The 15,767-nt window shown below is 70.8% G+C and carries 10 protein-coding genes and 1 pseudogene; 4 read left to right on the plus strand and 7 right to left on the minus strand.

Annotation, left to right across the window (positions count from 1 at the left end):
- Positions 1-137 precede the first annotated feature (137 nt).
- From OG792_RS28700 to OG792_RS28730, 7 genes are all read right to left on the minus strand, one after another.
- A complete protein-coding gene (locus OG792_RS28700) occupies positions 138-1,850 on the minus strand; it encodes a trypsin-like peptidase domain-containing protein (RefSeq protein WP_329104107.1) in 1,713 nt (570 codons plus the stop codon).
- A 91-nt stretch (positions 1,851-1,941) separates the two neighbouring features.
- Entirely contained in the window at positions 1,942-3,507 is a 1,566-nt protein-coding gene (locus OG792_RS28705; RefSeq protein WP_329104109.1) for a sensor histidine kinase, read from the minus strand.
- The gene (locus OG792_RS28710) at positions 3,504-4,202 is read right to left on the minus strand and encodes a response regulator transcription factor (RefSeq protein WP_329104111.1); all 699 of its coding nucleotides are present in this window, start codon (positions 4,200-4,202) and stop codon (positions 3,504-3,506) included. The genes OG792_RS28705 and OG792_RS28710 overlap by 4 nt, the downstream gene beginning before the upstream one ends.
- A 125-nt stretch (positions 4,203-4,327) precedes the next feature.
- Positions 4,328-4,930 (minus strand): PadR family transcriptional regulator, encoded by a 603-nt coding sequence (locus tag OG792_RS28715; RefSeq protein ID WP_329104113.1) that lies wholly within the window; start codon positions 4,928-4,930, stop codon positions 4,328-4,330.
- The gene (locus OG792_RS28720; RefSeq protein WP_329104115.1) at positions 4,927-5,736 is read right to left on the minus strand and encodes a DUF4097 family beta strand repeat-containing protein; all 810 of its coding nucleotides are present in this window, start codon (positions 5,734-5,736) and stop codon (positions 4,927-4,929) included. The genes OG792_RS28715 and OG792_RS28720 overlap by 4 nt, the downstream gene beginning before the upstream one ends.
- Before the next feature lie 284 nt (positions 5,737-6,020).
- The gene (locus OG792_RS28725; protein WP_329104117.1) at positions 6,021-6,902 is read right to left on the minus strand and encodes a lysophospholipid acyltransferase family protein; all 882 of its coding nucleotides are present in this window, start codon (positions 6,900-6,902) and stop codon (positions 6,021-6,023) included.
- Positions 6,899-7,696 (minus strand): GNAT family N-acetyltransferase, encoded by a 798-nt coding sequence (locus OG792_RS28730; RefSeq protein WP_329104119.1) that lies wholly within the window; start codon positions 7,694-7,696, stop codon positions 6,899-6,901. The genes OG792_RS28725 and OG792_RS28730 overlap by 4 nt, the downstream gene beginning before the upstream one ends.
- Before the next feature lie 349 nt (positions 7,697-8,045).
- Between OG792_RS28730 and OG792_RS28735 the strand changes: the two genes are divergently transcribed.
- The 4 genes and pseudogenes from OG792_RS28735 (at position 8,046) to OG792_RS28750 (ending at position 15,704) form a co-directional block, all read left to right on the plus strand.
- Positions 8,046-11,852, plus strand: a complete 3,807-nt coding sequence (locus OG792_RS28735; protein WP_329104121.1) for a multifunctional oxoglutarate decarboxylase/oxoglutarate dehydrogenase thiamine pyrophosphate-binding subunit/dihydrolipoyllysine-residue succinyltransferase subunit — start codon at positions 8,046-8,048, stop codon at positions 11,850-11,852.
- Positions 11,853-11,932: 80 nt separating this feature from the next.
- Positions 11,933-12,112, plus strand: a complete 180-nt coding sequence (locus tag OG792_RS28740) for a DUF6104 family protein (RefSeq protein WP_329104123.1) — start codon at positions 11,933-11,935, stop codon at positions 12,110-12,112.
- 183 nt (positions 12,113-12,295) lie between these two features.
- Positions 12,296-14,365: pseudogene (gene pta / locus OG792_RS28745) on the plus strand (phosphate acetyltransferase); the annotation flags it as partial.
- Between the two features lie 112 nt (positions 14,366-14,477).
- A complete protein-coding gene (locus OG792_RS28750) occupies positions 14,478-15,704 on the plus strand; it encodes an acetate/propionate family kinase (protein WP_329104125.1) in 1,227 nt (408 codons plus the stop codon).
- Positions 15,705-15,767: the final 63 nt, after the last annotated feature.

Here is a 15,767-nt window from a genome sequence, read left to right on the forward strand (position 1 = left end):
GAACCGGGTACGGGTCTGAAAAGGGGCGCGGCGGGCGATGTGACCAACCCCCTTGGTCACATCGCCCGCCGCTTGGGGAGGAGGCGCACTTCCGGGTTACGGAAGAAATCGCCCTCAGGTACGAACGGGTACTCCTGCTATGACGTCTCGGCGAGCGTCACGGTTGCCGTCTTCTCAACACCATTTCGGGTGAAGGTCACCTGCAACCGGTCGCCCACCTTGCCCGTCTGCACGGCCCCGACCAGATCGTTGGAGTCGTTGATCGCCTTGTCGCCGAGCCGGCTGATGACATCGCCCTGCTGGAGGCCGGCCTGGGCGGCCGGGCTGCCCTCGGTCACCCCGTTGACCACGGCACCGCCGTTGTCCGACTCGGTCACGCTCACCCCGAGGAACGGGTGGCTGACCTTCTGGCCCTGTTGGAGCTTGCCGGCCACGTCCTTGGCCTTGTTGCTCGGGATCGCGAAGCCGACGCCGATGTTGCCGTTGCTGCCGGCGGTGGCGATGGCCGTGTTGATGCCGATCACCTCGCCCTTGGTGTTGATCAGGGCGCCGCCGGAGTTACCCGGATTGATCGGTGCGTCGGTCTGGAGCAGCCCGGAGATCGAGCTGGCCGCCTGCGGCGGCTGTTGCTGCTGGAACGGGTTCTGCGGCTGGGACTCTTCCTCGCCGCCGGCCTGGATGGTCCGGTCCTTGGCGCTGAGGATGCCGGCGGTCACCGAGCCCTGAAGACCCAGCGGGCTCCCCAGGGCGAGCACCGTGTCGCCGACCTGCATCGCGTCGCTGTCACCGAACTTCGCCGGGCTCAGGTCGCTGACCCCCTGCGCCTTGACCACCGCGAGATCGGTCTTCGGGTCGGTACCGACGATCTTCGCCTGGGCGGTCTTGCCGTCGGCGAAGACCACCCGGACCGTGTCACCGCTGGCGCTGGCCACCACGTGGTTGTTGGTCAGCACGTAACCGTCGGCGCTGAGCACCACACCCGAGCCCTCACCGCTGCCGGTGGTGATCGAGACGACGCTGTTCTCCACCGACGCGGCGATCTTCGGCAGGTCGGCGCTGTTGATGATCGGCGCGGCGGTGTAGGTCCGGGTGGTGCCGGACGAACCTCCGTCCAGTGCCAGCGCCACGGCCCCGCCGGCGATGCCGGAACCGGCCATCAGCACCAGCGCGGCGGCACCGATCGCCGCGAACCGGCCCAGCCGGCTCGGCCGCTGCGGGTGGCCCGGCCCACCCGGGCCCTGGGCCCAGATCGGCGGCGGGTTGCCACCGAGGTGCGGCGGCTGCGGCGGCATCGGGGCACCGGACGCGTGCTGCCCGGCATAGCTGGGGTTGCCGGTCCAGGTCGGCTGGTTCTGGGCGGCCGGGTGCCACGGGCTCGGCGGATAGCCGGCCGGCGCCGCGGGACCGGGCTGGGCGCCGCCGTACTGGCCGGCGTAGGGGTCGGTCGGCCTCGGATAACCGGCGTACGGCCCGGCCGGCTGCGGCGCGGGGACACCGGGCCCGGCGTACGGGCCGCCGTACGGGTGGTCGGTCGTCGCTCCGGTCGGCCCGGCCGGTCCACCGGTCGTCGGCTCGGTGCCCGCGTCGGCACCCGCGTTCGTGCCGGTGGTGGCATAGGAACCGGGCTGCTGCTCGGAGGCGCCGGTCGGGGCCGGGTACGGCTGCCCGTCGGCGACGGTGGACGGCTCGGTGCCGGCGGTGGCCGGGCCGGTGGCCGGGCCGGTGGCCGCGGCGGTGGAGTCGGCCGGCCCGCGCTCGACGGGCGACAACTCCGCGGTGGGATACGACGGCTTGGCGTCGGCGTCGGCGTTGGCCGAAGGCCGCTGCGGGTCGGTCTCGTACTCGCTCATGGCACCTACCTTGCCCGGTAGCTCTGCGACCCACCTGGAATCGCACTGGACGTTGGCTGTGAATCACGCGCGCCGCCGCGACACACCGCCGCTACTCGCTCTCGGCCGCGTCGGCGACGGTCGGGGCGAGCGGCAACCTGACCCGGAAGGTCGCGCCGCCGCCCGGTGTCTCGAACACCTCCACGCTGCCGTGGTGCGCCGCCACCAACGCGGCCACGATGGCCAGCCCGAGACCCGTACCGGCGGCGCCACCGGCCCGCCGGGTCCGGGCCGCGTCGGCCCGGTAGAACCGTTCGAAAACACGTTCGGCCTGCTCCGGTGGAAGACCCGGACCGGTGTCGGCCACCTCGACCACGGCCAGGTTGCCGGCCTCGGTACGCAGCCGCAGGGTCACCGAGGCATCCGGTGGCGTGTGCGTGAGCGCGTTGGTCACCAGGTTGCCGAGCACCTGCCGCAGCCGCGCGTCGTCGGCGAGGACGACCAGGTCCCCCGCACCCGGCGTGGTCTCCAGCGTGATGCGCCGCTGCGGCGCGATGGCCTGCGCCGCCTGCACCGCCTCGGTGGCCAGCACCGGCAGTTCCACCGGCCCCAGCACCAGCGGCCGTTCCCGGTCCAGCCGGGCGAGCAGCAGCAGGTCCTCGACCAGCAAACCCATCCGGGCCGCCTCGTCCTCGATCCGGCGGACCAGGCGGGCGGTGCCCTCGGGCGAGCCGGCCGCACCCTGCCGGTACAGCTCCGCGAAGCCGCGGATGGTGGTCAGCGGCGTACGCAGCTCGTGCGAGGCGTCCGCGACGAACTGCCGCATCCGCTCCTCGGAACGACGGGCCCGGGTCTCGGACGCCTGGGCGGCGAACGCCGCGTCCCGCGCCCCCAACTCGGCGTTACGGGCGGCGGTCTCGGACGCGGCCCGAGCGGTGAACGCCGCCTCGATCTGGGTGAGCATGGCGTTCAAAGCGCGGGACAGCCGGCCCAGCTCGGTCTTCGGCTCCGCCTCCCCCGGCTCGGGATCGGGCACCCGTCGGGTCAGGTCACCGTCGGCGATCGCCGCCGCCGTCTGCTCGATCTTGATCAGGGGTCGGAGGCTGGTCCGGACGATCGCCGCGCCCAACGAGGCGAGCAGGATCAGCACCGCGCCGCCGACCAGCAGGTCGATCCAGACGAGCTGCTGCACCGCCTCGTCGATGTCGGTCAGGTGCTGCCCCACCGCGGCCATCTGACCGCTGGGCAACTGGGTGTACAGCATCCGCCAGCGCACCGTACCGTCGTGCGACTTGACCGTGAACGGGTCGCCCTTCAACTTCGCGAAGCCGTCCGGGTCCGACGGCCACGGCGGCAGGTCGGCCGGGCGGAACCGGTCGGTGTCGTACTTCAGGTCGGGCTGCTGGGGGTCGTCGGTGGTCAGCACCACTATGTAGTCGGCCAGCGGCAGCGAGAAAGTCCCGCCGCGCGGCGAGGTGGACAGCGACTGAAGACTGCTCTCCGACGTGTGCAGCTCCGCGTCCACCTGGCTGACCAGATAGCTGCGCAGGAACACGGTGGTCATCACGCTGATCACCAGCAGTGCGGCGGCGACCAGGGCGAGCACCGCGGTGACCAGCTTGAACCGCAGCGGGGTACTGCGCAGCCGGCTCTTCAGCGACGATACGGGTGTGGTCACGCCGCGGGCTTACGCAGCACGTAGCCGACGCCCCGCAGGGTGTGGATCAGCCGGGGCTGACCGGTGTCGACCTTGCGCCGCAGGTAGGAGATGTACGACTCGACGATGTTGTCGTCACCACGGAAGTCGTAGTTCCAGACATGGTCGAGGATCTGCGCCTTGGAGAGCACCCGGTTCGCGTTGAGCATCAGGTAGCGGAGCAGCTTGAACTCGGTCGGCGAGAGCTGCACCCGCTGCCCGGCCCGGTGCACCTCGTGCGTCTCCTCGTCCAGCTCCAGGTCGGCGAAGCTGAGCCGGGACGGCGCCTGCTCCCCGGTCGCCGTACGCCGCAGCACCGCCCGGATCCGGGCGGTCAACTCCTCCAGGCTGAACGGCTTGGTGACGTAGTCGTCACCGCCGAGGGTCAGCCCACGGATCTTGTCGTCGGTGGCGTCCCGCGCGGTCAGGAACACCACCGGAGTACGCGTACCGCTCTCCCGCATCAGCCGGATGACCTCGAAACCGTCCAGGTCGGGCAGCATGACGTCGAGCACGACCAGATCGGGGCGACGGTCCTTGGCCGCGGTGACGGCGGCACTGCCACTCGTCGCCGTGGCCACGTCGAACCCGGCAAACCGCAGGCTGGCGGAGAGCAACTCCAGGATGTTGGGGTCGTCTTCTACGACGAGTAGTCGTGCCTCGGTCTGCGCAGCCATGTCGTCATCATCCGCCGCCCCGCTGCGCGCGGGCTGGAGGTAGCCTGAAAACTGCCTGGGAACACCCCGGAGTTGGCTGGGAGGCCCGACCGGCCCGGCCCCACAGGCGCCTCGCCCCGGACCTCTCAGCGCAGCAGTCGACGCAGCCCGTCGAGCGCGCCGTCCAGGATCCGGATCAGGGTACGCAGTTGACTGTCGGTGAGCCGGCGGTTGTGCACCAGCGCGCGTACGTCGGTGGTGAAGTCGGTGAGCCGACGGTCGAACTCCGCCCCGAGATCTGCGTCGGGCGGCGGGGCGGGTCGGGTGGCACCCGGAACCGTCCAGCCGCCGTGCCGGGTTTCCCGGGTGGCCGCGCGCAGTTCCCGCTTCAGGTCCCGCACCGAGCCGCGTACCTCGGTCTGGATCTCCCCCGCCAGGCTGGAGAGATCCGCCACGGAGGCGCGGATGTCCGATTCGAGATCGGCGAGTTCACTGTCCCGCTGACCCAGCTCGGTCCGGCCGGCGTCGGTTATCTCGTACACCTTGCGCCCGCCGGCGGCGGTGTGGGTGACCAGACCCTCCACCTCAAGCCGCTGCAACCGTGGGTAGATCGTGCCGGCACTCGGCGCGTAGTGGCCGAGGAACCTGTTCTCCAGCAGCCGAATCAACTCGTAGCCGTGCTTGGGCCCGTCGGCGAGCAGCTTGAGCAGGTAGAGCCGGAGCCGCCCGTGGCTGAACACCCCGGTCATGCCGTCTCCCGCCGCTCGTCGTCGGCGAAGTCGTCGTCCGCGAAGTCGTCGTCCGCGTCCGCCGGTCGGGCCAGCAGGGCGATGCTGCCCGAGGTGGAGTTGGCCCAGAGCTTGCCCTCACCGGCGCCCAACCGGCCGTGACTCTCCTTCGACCAGCTCATCGCACTCGTCTTGAGCTGCGGGAACGCGCTCGTGATCCGGCCGGAGGTGGTGTGCAGGTGCACCGCCAGGTCGCTGTCCGCCCGCACCCGTACGGTGACGCTGCCGGAGGTGGTGCTGAGCCGGATCTCGCTGCGCCGTGGATTGTCAAGGTCGCAGGTGATCGCGCCGGAGATGGTGGTGGCCCGTACCCGGGTGGCGGAGCCGTCCGCGAGGACCAGTTCACCGGAGACCGTCTCCATGGTCAGTTCGCCGGAGACGCCGAGCGCCTCGACCGGGCCGGAGACCACCTTGGCGCTGGTCCGTCCGGCCAGCCCCATCAGAGTGACCTGCCCCGAGGTGACGTTGACGCTGGTGTCCTCGCGCAGGCCGGAAACGATCACGGAACCGTCGACCAGTCGCAGGTCGGCGAGCACGTGCGCCGGCACCGCGATCGACACGTCGACCCGGAACCGCCGGCCGAACCACCAGAACAGGCGATGCCAGTTCCGGGTCCAGTCCTGACGTACGGAGAGCCGACCGTCGTGGTGCTCCACGGTGATCACCGGCCGGGAACTGGCCCTGGTGATCTCGACCCGGGCGGGACCGTCGGTGGCCACCACGTTGAGCCGCCCCCCGATCAGGCTGACCTCCAACCGCGTAACCAATCCGTCGATCGTGAGCCGCCGCGGCCCCTCAACCGTCCATCTCCCCATCCCACCCACCCCGTCCCCACAAAACCCCTTACCATCCACCCCACCCTAACGCGATACATCGCGACACACCACCCCTCCCCACCCCGCCCCCCTCCCCCTCCCCGCCCCTCTCCTCGTCGATCTAGGGCAAATACGTGCTAGTTGATCACTAGCCACCACCATTTGCCCTAGATCGACGAGCCCAGGGGAGGGAGGGGGAGGGGGAGGGAGGGGGAGGGGGAGGGAGGGGGGAGGGGTTACGCGGCAAGGGAGAGGGAGGTTGGGGTGGGGAGAGGGGTGGGGGTGGCGGGGTGGGGGACGGCGAAGCGGACTGCTGACTCGGCGGCCTGGGCCAGGCGGCGGCGGGACGCGGACCGCTCCGGGTGCAGCGCCGGCGCGGCGGTGACCGTGACACAGAGTCCGCGTACGGCCAGGACCCGTCGCAGCGACACCCAGAGGCTGTCCTCGCCCAGGAAGGCGGCGGCGGTCGTACCGTCGCGTCCCGGGCCGGTGCGGTAGCCGATGGTGAGTGGCACCACCGGTGCCCCGGCGTCGATCGCCGCCTGGAACATCGCCGGCCGGAACCGTCCCGCCGCCGGGCAGGCGTCGGCCGCTCGGGGTTTGCCGCACCAGGTCGTACCCTCCGGGAAGACCGCGACCACCCGGTCGGCCCGCAGCGCCTCGGCCACCTTGGCCACCGTCTGCGGCAGCGCCCGCGGCCGGGTCCGGTTCACGAAGATGGTGCCGCCCGAGGCGGCCAGCGACCCGATCAGCGGCCACTGCCGTACCTCCTGCTTGGCCAGCATCCGGGCCGGTGAGACGGCGAGCGTGGCCATGATGTCCAGCCAGGAGATGTGGTTCGCGGCGAGCAGCGCCCGCCGCCGGGGCAGCCGGCCACGTACGTGCAGGGTCACCCCCAGCGAGCCGAGCACCAGCCGGGCCCACCAGCGCCCGGCGGCCTGCCGGCCCGCCGGCGGCAACACCGGGAGTACGCCGACCAGCAGCGCCCCGAACAGCAGCGCGCCGAACAGGGCGGTCATCCGGCCGGCCTGCCGGAGCGAGGACACCGTGGGGGTCTCCCCGGGACGGGGCAGGCAGTGCGGCCCGCAGGCCGAACGGGGCTGCCAGAGCTGGTTCATCCTTCGTCTCCGAGTCCGAGGAAGTGCCGCCGGTAGCGGGGGTGCATCCGGTCCATCGAGAGCAGTACGTAGAGGTCGGCGACCTGGAAGTCGGGGTCGTACGCGGGCTCGCCGCAGACCCAGGCGCCGAGCCGCAGGTAGCCCTTGAGCAGGGCGGGCATGGCGGCGGGAGGGTTGTCGGCCCGCTCGGCACGGGCGGCGAGCGCCGCCACCGCGGCGGGTTCGGCCAGCCAGGGCCGGTGCGGGCGGACCCGAAGCGGCGGCGGGGCGAGGTTGCGGGCGGCGACCTGCTGCCAGACCGCGACCGCGTTCGCGCCGCCGTCGTCCAGCGGCAGCGAGGCGCAGCCACCCAGCCAGCGCAGCCCGCGCAGGTGCAGGTAGCGGGCGATGCCGGCCCACATCAGGTTGATCACCGCGCCGGTGCGGTGATCCGGGTGCACGCAGGATCGCCCGATCTCCACCAGCTCGTCGCGCAGCGGGGCGTACGCGGACAGGTCAAACTCGCCCTCGGCGTACCGTCGGCCGGCCCGCGCGGCGCGGTCCGGCGGCAGCATCCGGTACGTCCCGACGACCGCGCCGGTGTTGTCGTCCCGGACGAGCAGGTGGTCGCAGTGCGCGTCGAACTCGTCGGTGTCGAGTCCCTGGACGTCCGAGTGGAGGTTGGCGCCGAGTTCCTCGGCGAAGACGTCGTGGCGCAGCCGCTGCGCGGCGGCGAGCTGGGCCGCGTCGTCGGCGATCAGCAGGGTGTAACCGCTGGTCCCGGTGGGTGCGGGAGCGGTAAGCAGAACAGCCATGGGGTATGTGTAAGGTCACTGCCTACCGTCGGCGTGTCGCGCACCGGATGCGTGGGTGTCGATCGGATGAACGGCCCTGTTCAGGGCAGACGGCGCGGGGCGCCGCGCGGCTACGGATCGGTCCGCGGCGGCCGGTACCGGCCCGGTCTCCGCCGACCGGGCGACGACAGCCGACTGAATACCAGGTGAACAGCACTTTCACGGTGTGAATCACGACACGGGCCGGATGCGGCAATGCCGGCCGATAGCGTACGGCGTAGCCTGGACACTGATTTCTGACCCCGGCCCAGGGCGGCGGCCAGAACCCGCGTGAACCGCAGAACCCGCGTGAAAGAGGCGATCACTGGCCGTGTCGACCCAGCAGACTTCGCAGGACAACCCACTGGCGGGTTTCGGCCCGAACGAGTGGGTCGTCGAGGAGATGTACCAGCGTTACCTCGCCGACCCCACCAGCGTCGATTCAGCCTGGCACGACTTTTTTGCCGACTACCGACCGGCAACCGACTCGGCTCCGGCCGCGGCTGACGGCAACGGGTCGGGTCCGAAAACAGTAGCAGCGGCCAAGCCTGCGCCGGGGGTGAAGAAGGAAGCGGCCAGCCCGCCCCCGCCGGCCGCGCAGACCCGACCGGCGACCGTACCGGCCACCGACGCGAAGCCCGCAGCCCCCAAGCCGGCCGCGGCGCAGCCGACCGAGGCCGCCCCGAAGACCGGGGCCACGCCGAAGACCGAGGCGGCGGCGAAGACCGGTGCTCCGGTCGCCGCACCCCAGGCCAAGCCGAAGGCCGCGCCGGCCCAGCCGCTGGCCGCGGGCAGCAGCACCACGGCGCTGCGCGGTGTCGCGGCGAAGATCGTGCAGAACATGGACGCGTCGCTGTCGGTGCCGACCGCGACCAGCGTCCGCGCGGTCCCGGCGAAGCTGCTGGTGGACAACCGCATCGTGATCAACAATCACCTTGCGCGGGGTCGGGGCGGCAAGGTCAGCTTCACCCACCTGATCGGGTGGGCGCTGGTCCGGGCGCTGGCCGAACATCCCGAGATGAACAACTCGTACGCCGAGGTGGACGGCAAGCCGGTGATGGTCCGGCCGGAGCACGTCAACCTGGGCATCGCGATCGACCTGGCCAAGCCCGACGGTTCACGCAACCTGGTGGTGCCGTCGATCAAGGCGTGCGAGCAGATGGACTTCCGCCAGTTCTGGCAGGCGTACGAGGACGTGGTCCGGCGGGCCCGGCGCAACGAGCTGACCATGGAGGACTACGGCGGCACGACGGTCTCGCTGACCAACCCGGGCGGGATCGGCACGGTGCACTCGCAGCCCCGACTGATGGTCGGGCAGGGCACGATCATCGGTGTCGGTGCGATGGAGTACCCGGCCCCGTACCAGGGCATGTCCGAGGAGACTCTGGCCGACCTCGCGGTCAGCAAGATCATCACGCTGACCAGCACGTACGACCACCGGATCATCCAGGGCGCCCAGTCCGGCGAGTTCCTGAAGGTGATGCACGAGCTGATCCTCGGCGAGCGCGGCTTCTTCGACCAGATCTTCACGTCGCTGCGGATCCCGTACGAGCCGGTGCGCTGGATGCGCGACGTGGCGGTGACCTCCGAGGGTCAGATCGACAAGACCGCCCGGGTCATCGAGATCATCCACGCGTACCGGGTGCGCGGTCACCTGATGGCCGACACCGACCCGCTCGAATTCAAGATCCGCAAGCACCCGGACCTGGACGTGCTCCAGCACGGCCTGACCCTCTGGGACCTGGACCGCTACTTCCCGGTCGGCGGCTTCAACGGCAAGCAGAAGATGAAGCTCCGCGAGGTCCTCGGGGTGCTGCGTGACTCCTACTGCCGGCGGGTCGGCGTGGAGTACATGCACATCCAGGACCCGGAGGAGCGGCGCTGGATCCAGGACCGGATCGAGCGCAAGTACGAGAAGCCGTCCGCCGACGAGCAGAAGCACGTACTCAACCGGCTGAACGCGGCCGAGGCGTTCGAGACCTTCCTCCAGACCAAGTACGTCGGCCAGAAGCGCTTCTCGCTGGAGGGCGGCGAGTCGCTGATCCCGCTGCTCGGCGAGGTGCTGGAGGCGGCGGCCGAGGGTGGGCTGGACGAGATCGTCATCGGCATGGCCCACCGGGGTCGGCTGAACGTGCTGGCCAACATCGTCGGCAAGCCGTACGAGAAGATCTTCTCCGAGTTCGAGGGGCACCTCGACCCGCGGTCGACCCAGGGCTCGGGTGACGTGAAGTACCACCTGGGCCAGGCCGGCAAGTTCAGCACCCCGGACGGCGAGCACGCGATCAAGGTCTCGGTGACCGCCAACCCCTCGCACCTGGAGGCGGTCGACCCGGTGCTGGAGGGCATCGTCCGGGCCAAGCAGGACCGGATCGACCTGCGCCTGGAGGGCTACACCGTGCTGCCGGTGGCGGTGCACGGCGACGCCGCGTTCGCCGGGCAGGGCGTGGTGGCCGAGACGCTCAACCTGTCCCAGCTGCGCGGCTACCGCACCGGCGGGACCGTACACGTGGTCGTGAACAACCAGGTCGGCTTCACCACCGCCCCGGAATACTCGCGCTCCAGCCTCTACAGCACCGACGTCGCCCGGATGATCCAGGCGCCGATCTTCCACGTCAACGGGGACGACCCGGAGGCCGTGGTCCGGGTCGGCCGGCTGGCCTTCGAGTACCGCCAGGCGTTCAACAAGGACGTCGTGATCGACCTGGTCTGCTACCGGCGGCGTGGCCACAACGAGGGCGACGACCCCTCGATGTCCAACCCGCAGATGTACCAGATCATCGATTCAAAGCGGTCGGTCCGCAAGCTCTACACCGAGGAGCTGATCGGGCGCGGGGACATCACCGTCGAGGACGCCGAGGAGTTGCTGCGCGACTTCCAGGCCCAGCTCGAACGGGTCTTCAAGGCCACCCGCGACGCCGCGACGCCGGGCCGGCAGCCGGCCCGCCCGCGCCGCCAGGCCGAGCCGGAGCCGCAGGTCCAGACCGCGATCAGCGCGGACGTGGTGCATGCCATCGGTACGGCGCACACGACGCTGCCCGAGGGCTTCACCCCGCACAAGCGGATCCAGCAGTTGCTCGACCGGCGGGCCAAGATGGCCACCGACGGCAACATCGACTGGGGCTTCGGCGAGATCATCGCGTTCGGTTCGCTGCTGCACGACGGGGTGACCGTACGGCTCGCCGGTCAGGACTCGCGCCGGGGCACCTTCGTGCAGCGGCACGCGGTCATCGTGGACTCCAAGACCGGCAGGGAGCACCTGCCGCTGTCCGCGCTGACCAACGACCGGTCCCGGTTCTTCGTCCACGACTCGCTGCTCAGCGAGTACGCCGCGATGGGCTTCGAGTACGGCTACTCGGTGGAGAACACCGAGGCGCTGGTGCTCTGGGAGGCGCAGTTCGGTGACTTCGCCAACGGCGCCCAGTCGGTGGTGGACGAGTTCATCTCCTCCAGCGAGGTCAAGTGGGGCCAGCAGTCGGCGGTGACGCTGCTGCTGCCGCACGGCCACGAGGGTCAGGGGCCGGACCACACCTCCGGCCGGCCGGAGCGCTTCCTACAGATGTGCGCCGAGGACAACATGCGGGTGGCCATCCCGACCACCCCGGCGAACCACTTCCACCTGCTGCGCCGCCAGGCGCTGTCGGAGAAGCGCAAGCCGCTGGTGGTCTTCACGCCGAAGTCCCTGCTGCGGCACAAGCTCTGTGTCTCCAGCGTCGCGGACTTCACCACCGGCGGTTTCCAGCCGGTGCTGGGCGACCGGACCATCGCCAAGCCGGAGTCGGTCAAGCGGGTGCTGCTCTGCACCGGCAAGATCTACTACGACCTGCTCCAGGCCCGCGACGAGCGCAAGATCACGGACACCGCGATCGTACGGATGGAGCAGCTCTACCCGCTGCCGGTGGAGGAGATCCGGGCGGCCCTGGCCGAGTACCCGAACGCGGAGGACTTCGCCTGGGTCCAGGAGGAGCCGGCCAACCAGGGTGCCTGGTCGTTCGTGGCGCTCAACCTGCTGGAGCACCTGGAGGGCGTACGGCTTCGGCGGATCTCCCGCCCGGCCGCCGCCGCTCCCGCCGTGGGCTCGGCCAAGATGCACGAGGTCGAGCAGACCGCACTGATCGAGGCGGCACTTCCCCGCCCCTGATCAATCAGTATCGCCGCAGTTGAGACCGGGGCGGATCGAGGTGCACACCTCGATCCGCCCCGTCGTCCGAAGGGACCACCATGTACTTCACCGACCGGGGCATCGAGGAACTGGTCGAGCGCCGAGGCGACGAGACCGTCACCCTGGAGTGGCTGGCCGAACGCCTCCGCGACTTCGTAGACCTCAACCCCGACTTCGAAACCCCCATAGAACGCTTCGCCACCTGGCTAGCCCGCCTCGACGACGACCACGACGAATAACCCCCTCCCCTCCCCCCCCCGCCACTCTCCTCGTCGATCTAGGGCATATACGTGCTTGTTGATCTCCGATCACCACCATTTGCCCTAGATCGACGGGGAGAGGGGCGGGGGGAGGAGAGGGGGGAGGAGAGGGGGGGGAGGGGAAGGGAGGGGGAGGGGGGCTCGATCTTGTAGGTTGGGGGCGTGGCGCGGAGTGTCTATGTTGCTGGGCTGGGGCATGGCGGGGGTAAGTCGACGATCGCGCTTGGGTTCGCCGAACTGCTCTCCCGGCAGGTCGAGCGGATCGGCGTGTTCCGGCCACTGGTCGGCGGGACCGACGAGGATCCGATCCTGGCCCTGCTGCGCGACCGCTACCGGATCGACACCCCGGCCGGCGACCTGTACGGCACCACCTACGCGGAGGCGTCCGCGCTGGTCGCCGACGGTCAACGGGAAGAGCTGATCTCCCGGATCGTGGAGCGCTACCGGGCGGTCGAGCGGGGCTGTCCGGCCGTGGTCGTGGTCGGCAGCGACTTCGACGACGCGGTCGAGAGCGGCACCGGCGGGCTCTCCCGCGAACTCGCCTTCAACGCCCGGCTGGCCAACGAGTTCGGCAGCGTGGTGGTTGCGGTCGTGGACGGGTTCGGCCAGGAGCCGGAGACGATCGCGGCGGCGGCGCGCAGCGCGTACCACGACCTGGAGGACCTGGGTACGACCGTACTGGCGGTGGTCGCCAACCGGGTGCCGGGGCCGATGAGACTGCCGGAACTACCGGTGCCCGCGTACGCGATTCCCGAGGTGGCGGCGGTGTCGGCGCCGACGGTGGCCGAGGTGGCGGCGGCGCTCGGCGCCACCCTGCTCGCCGGTGACCGGGCCGCGCTCGACCGGGACGTGCTCGACTTCGTGGTCGGGGCGGCGCATGTGCCGACCCTGCTCGACCACCTGACCGACGGCGCCCTGATGATCACTCCGGGGGACCGGGCCGACCTGCTGGTGGCCGCCGCCGCGGCGCACGTCGCCGGGCAGGTCTCGGTGGCCGGGCTGGTACTCACCCTCGGCGAGCAGCCCGATCCTCGGGTGATGCGGCTGGTGGAACGGCTGCGTACCGGGCTGGCGGTGCTCTCGGTGCCGGGTGACAGTTACCACACGGTCGCCGCGTCCAGCCGGATCGAGGGTCGGCCGAGCGCCGCTCATCCGCGCAAGGTGGAGGCCGCGCTCGGCGCCTTCGAGGCCGCGGTCGACACCCCGGAGTTGTCCCGACGGCTGCGGGTCGCCCGGTCCGCGCGGGTCACCCCGCTGATGTTCGAATACGACCTGATCGACCGGGCCCGCGCGGCCCGCCGCCGGTTGGTGCTGCCCGAGGGTACGGACGAGCGGATCCTGCGGGCGACCGAGATCCTGCTCCGCCGCCGGGTGGCCGATCTGACCCTGCTCGGTGATCCGGGCGAGATCCGCCGCAAGGCGCGCGAGTTGGGCGTCGACATCGAGCAGGCCGACCTGGTCGACCCCGCCGCCAACGCGTGGCGGGACGACTTCGCCGCCGAGTACGCCCGGCTGCGCGCCCACCGGGGCGCCACCCTGGACCTGGCCCACGACGTGGTGGCCAGTCCCAACTACTTCGGCACGATGATGGTGCACCTGGGTCACGCCGACGGCATGGTCTCCGGCGCCACCCACACCACCGCCGCCACGATCCGCCCGGCTTTCGAGATCATCCGTACCGTGCCCGGGGTTTCGGTGGCGTCCAGCGTCTTCTTCATGCTGCTCACCGACCGGGTGCTGGTGTACGGCGACTGCGCGGTCAACCCGGACCCGGACGCGGCCCAGCTCGCCGACATCGCGCTCTCCTCGGCCGACACCGCCGCCCGGTTCGGTGTCGAGCCCCGGCTGGCGATGCTGTCGTACTCGACCGGAGCGTCCGGTGCGGGCGCCGACGTGGAGAAGGTCGCGGCCGCCACCGAACTGGTCCGGGCCCGCCGGCCGGACCTGCTGGTCGAGGGACCAATTCAGTACGACGCCGCGATCGATCCCGCTGTCGCGGCGGCGAAACTGCCCGGCAGTACGGTCGCCGGCCGGGCCACCGTGTTCGTGTTCCCGGATCTGAACACCGGCAACAACACGTACAAGGCCGTGCAGCGCTCGGCCGGGGCGGTGGCGGTCGGCCCGGTGATGCAGGGGCTGCGCCGTCCGGTGAACGACCTGTCCCGGGGGGCGACGGTGAAGGACATCGTGAACACGGTCGCGATCACCGCGATCCAGGCGGCGGCGACCGGTCCCGCCGAAAGGGATGCGCCGAGCCACCGGGACCGTTCGACGAGCGACCGGCCCGGCCGTCGGGACGAGGCAGTGTCGTGAGCCGGATCCTGGTGCGGGACGGGGCAGTGTCGTGAGCCGGATCCTGGTGGTGAACTGCGGTTCGTCGTCGCTGAAGTATCGCCTCTATGACGGTGTCGACGCCGCTGACGACAGACCGGTGACGGACGGGAACCAGATAGCCGTGGCCGATGGCGACGATGCCGGTGACAGGGCACCCGGGGCCGGCGGCGGGCCGGTGGTGCTCGGGCAGGGTGTAATCGAGCGGATCGGCGAGCCCGGCGGCGGGCCGGCGAACCACGAGAATGCGATCCGGCAGGTGCTGGACCGGATCGACCTCACCGGGCTGACCGGGGTCGGGCACCGGGTGGTGCACGGCGGGCAGCGGTTCGCCGAGCCGACCCTGGTGAGCGACGAGGTGTTCGGGGAGATCACCGACCTGGTGCCGCTCGCCCCGCTGCACAATCCGGCCAACCTGACCGGGATCGCGGTCACCCGGCAACTGCTGCCCGGCGTACCGCAGGTCGCGGTCTTCGACACCGCGTTCCACCGCACCATGCCCGAGGCCGCCGCCACGTACGCCATCGACGCCGAAACCGCCCACAAGTACGGCATCCGCCGCTACGGCTTCCACGGCACCTCGCACGCGTACGTCTCCCGGCGTACGGCGGCGCTGCTCGGACGGCCGTACGAGCAGGTCAACACGATCACGTTGCACCTGGGCAACGGGGCGAGCGCGTGTGCGGTCGCCGGTGGCCGGAGCGTCGCCACCTCGATGGGGATGTCGCCGCTAGCCGGCCTGGTGATGGGGACTCGCAGCGGTGACCTGGATCCGACGGTCGTCTTCCAGCTCCGGCGGGTCGCCGGAATGTCGGTGGATCAGATCGACGACCTACTCAACCACCGCAGCGGCCTGCTCGGGCTGACCGGGGCGAACGACATGCGCGAGGTGCTGAGCCGTCGGGTGGCCGGTGACCCGGCCGCGGAGCTGGCGTTCCAGGTCTACTGCCAGCGGATCAAGTTTTATGTGGGTGGGTATTTCGCGATGCTCGGCCGGCTCGACGCGGTCACCTTCACCGCCGGTGTCGGCGAGCACGCCGCCCCCGTCCGTGCCGCCGCCCTGGCCGACCTGCACCACCTGGGTATCACCGTCGACCCAACCCGCAACACCGCCAACGCCACCGGCGACCGCCTGATCTCCTCCCCCACCTCCCCCACCGCAGTAGCGGTCATCCCCACCAACGAGGAACTGGAGATCGCCCGCCAAACCGCCGCCCTACTCACCCACCAACCCGGTTGATCATGAAGTTAGCGCGCCCGGCACCGGCGTGTCGTCGCGCTAACTTCATGATCAACGAGGTGA

The organism is Micromonospora sp. NBC_01699 (assembly GCF_036250065.1).
Lineage (GTDB): Bacteria > Actinomycetota > Actinomycetes > Mycobacteriales > Micromonosporaceae > Micromonospora_G.

Excerpts from the sequence above, each read along its gene's own strand:
- OG792_RS28700 (WP_329104107.1), bottom strand. The coding sequence starts at position 1,850 with ATGAGCGAGTACGAGACCGACCCGCAGCGGCCTTCGGCCAACGCCGAC.
- OG792_RS28710 (WP_329104111.1), bottom strand. The coding sequence starts at position 4,202 with ATGGCTGCGCAGACCGAGGCACGACTACTCGTCGTAGAAGACGACCCC.
- OG792_RS28715 (WP_329104113.1), bottom strand. The coding sequence starts at position 4,930 with ATGACCGGGGTGTTCAGCCACGGGCGGCTCCGGCTCTACCTGCTCAAG.
- OG792_RS28725 (WP_329104117.1), bottom strand. The coding sequence starts at position 6,902 with ATGAACCAGCTCTGGCAGCCCCGTTCGGCCTGCGGGCCGCACTGCCTG.
- OG792_RS28730 (WP_329104119.1), bottom strand. The coding sequence starts at position 7,696 with ATGGCTGTTCTGCTTACCGCTCCCGCACCCACCGGGACCAGCGGTTAC.
- OG792_RS28740 (WP_329104123.1), top strand. The coding sequence starts at position 11,933 with ATGTACTTCACCGACCGGGGCATCGAGGAACTGGTCGAGCGCCGAGGC.